The organism is Ochrobactrum sp. AN78 (assembly GCF_029909885.1).
Lineage (GTDB): Bacteria > Pseudomonadota > Alphaproteobacteria > Rhizobiales > Rhizobiaceae > Brucella > Brucella quorumnocens.
The window spans coordinates 1-2,311 of the sequence record NZ_JASAMU010000036.1 but is presented as its reverse complement, the minus strand read 5'-3'; the positions used below and the strand labels follow the sequence as shown (position 1 = coordinate 2,311).

Sequence of the window (2,311 nt, the reverse complement as noted above, 5' to 3'; positions counted from 1 at the left end):
GACCCGAACCTGACAGGCTCTGCGACACTGTGAATGTGTTGGAGGCCTCAGCAATATCAAAGCCGCCGCCATGATCGCCAAGGCTGATCGCACGGTTGGTGCTGGTAAAGGCGTTACCGGTTACTTGCAAGGTGCCGCCATCGAGCATCACTGAGGTGGTGAGATCGCCGATATTGTTGTCCCCACCCACCGACAGGGTTCCGCCCAGCAGATTGAGAGTGCCATAGAAACGAGAATTGTTACCGGTCAATGTGGTTAAGCCGGCTATCTGGTTAATTGTTCCACTCCCTCTGATAGTCGCGTTAATCACAACACCGTCGGTCGTATTGAGATTGAGAATCCCGGTGCTGCCGCCGCCGCGCTGATTGAACACGATGGAACGCACATTGAGGATTCCAGCGGCTTTTGCGGCTTCGCCTTGCCCGCCACCGATATTGACGATCCCGGTGGTCCCTGCGGCATAGGCTATCTGCAATGTATTATCGTTGACCGCACCGCCCTCTGAAAGGTCCAGCTGACCGGTTCCAAACTGACCAACCCAAACACCAGATTGCCCGTTCCAAGCAGAACCAACTCCGGAAATAACAACTTCTGCTGTGCTGTTTGTGTCCGCGGCCATATAAAGTTGATCGCCTGTAACCTGGCCGCCATCGGTGATTTTCAGGATGCCTTGCCCCTGAAATCCGACCACGATGACACTGTCGGATTGAAGCGCGGAACCGGATCCCGAGACCAGCACCCTGCCAGTACTGTTTTGAGCCTGACCGATCATCAGGCCTGAGAAATCAACGGAATTGGCGATCACGCGCGCGCCGTCGCGAATCTCAAGGGTTCCTTCACTGTTGAAGGACTCGCCAAGATATATCGTCCTGTCCGTCGCAAGCACCGAACCTTCGCCCTCAACGGAGACAATACCCGCGCCATAGCTTGTGTCCCCCACAAAGATTGTGGAGCCTTCAGCTGTCGCGCCACCGCTGATATCAAGCGTAGCAGCGGTTACCCCGTCTCCGCGAACATCCAGCACGCCAGCACTGTTTGGTTCGGAAAATACCCAATCCGAGGTTCCTGGCGGCGGTGGCGGGGTAACCACGCCGCTATAGGTAATTTCTGCATTCGCAAAGGCCGGTAGGATGGAATGCATTGAGCCCAACAATAGGCCCGAAACCGCAGCAAGGCGCTTCGTGTGCCGATTGAAATTCGAAAAAATGCGCATCAAAAAAATCCCGGTTGATCTGTAGCGCGCAACAAGGCGCGCAATCGTTACACAGCATATTTTATGGAGGCTATTTACTTATTTAACGCAGCTCGAAATAACTATTGAATGTAGGTATACTTATATTCCGTCTCTATATAAGTATCTTTGTAGACTGATTCTCTATTAACAAAATCTTTATTTGATATGATTCATCTATAGACTCTCCGCGTTTTTTCTTTTTTTATTTTCGAGAATTTAATAGTACGCAAATAAAATATAAATCTATATTATCAATGATTTCTATAAACTGTTATTATTCCTATGGTGATATTGGTCCATACCGATCACTCACGGGACGCCACAGTTTTTGGGAGGAAGAAAGCTGCATAGCAGATTGCGGCGCACCGCTAGACGGTCGTTTTAACCGCACAACGAACAAAGGCGGCAAAAGGATGACCCGGGCCGCCTCGCCTTCGCGGGAAAACCCGTTCCTTCAGGTCCGCAAGGCTCTGCGGGTGCGTTTCGTTGGCTTTGAACTTAACCGGCAGTAATCGACAGAGGCGCGGCTCCGCATACGGCCGACCAAAGTCCCCTCCGCCCCTTCAGGCCCGTGATTTCTGACCTCACCTCACATCGTCGCCGGCATGACACTGCGCAACAGGAGCAGAGAGCGGCCTGAAGCCAGCCGAAATTATCGTCCTTGCGGGCTGAGAAGATGCCAGTGGGCGATTGAGGCATCCCCTGACAAACAGAGGCGACTGTTTCAGGGCGCAGATCAAACAACACTATCAGTGTGCTCTACGATTTGAAGCCGGGTAAAAAATGCAAAAAGCAGGCCGGGCACCATAATGGGCCCGGCCTGCTTTGTTGTTGATTGCGAGTTAGATCACCGATCCGGCATACTCTCCCGACATCACGGCGTCAGATGCAGTCTTACCATGTCACCTTAAAGCCTGCATTGGCCTTGAGGTTGTAGCTGTCGGCAAAATGGGTGAGGCCTGTATTGACCGAGCCTTCGCCATAAAGCGCATATTTGTTGTCGGCCCAGGCATAGCTGCCGCCGAGACCAATGCCACCCCAGGTCCGGTCATTGTCGGTGTCAAAATCAACACCCGA

At 52.4% G+C, this 2,311-nt stretch carries 1 protein-coding gene and 1 pseudogene; both read right to left on the bottom strand.

Features of this window, described 5'->3' with window-relative positions; all coding sequences use genetic code 11:
* Positions 1–1,213: pseudogene (locus tag QBD00_RS23565) on the bottom strand (hypothetical protein); the annotation flags it as partial.
* Positions 1,214–2,128: 915 nt separating this feature from the next.
* The coding region (locus QBD00_RS23560; RefSeq protein WP_318580706.1) for an autotransporter outer membrane beta-barrel domain-containing protein at positions 2,129–2,311 on the bottom strand (183 nt) is incomplete at its 5' end.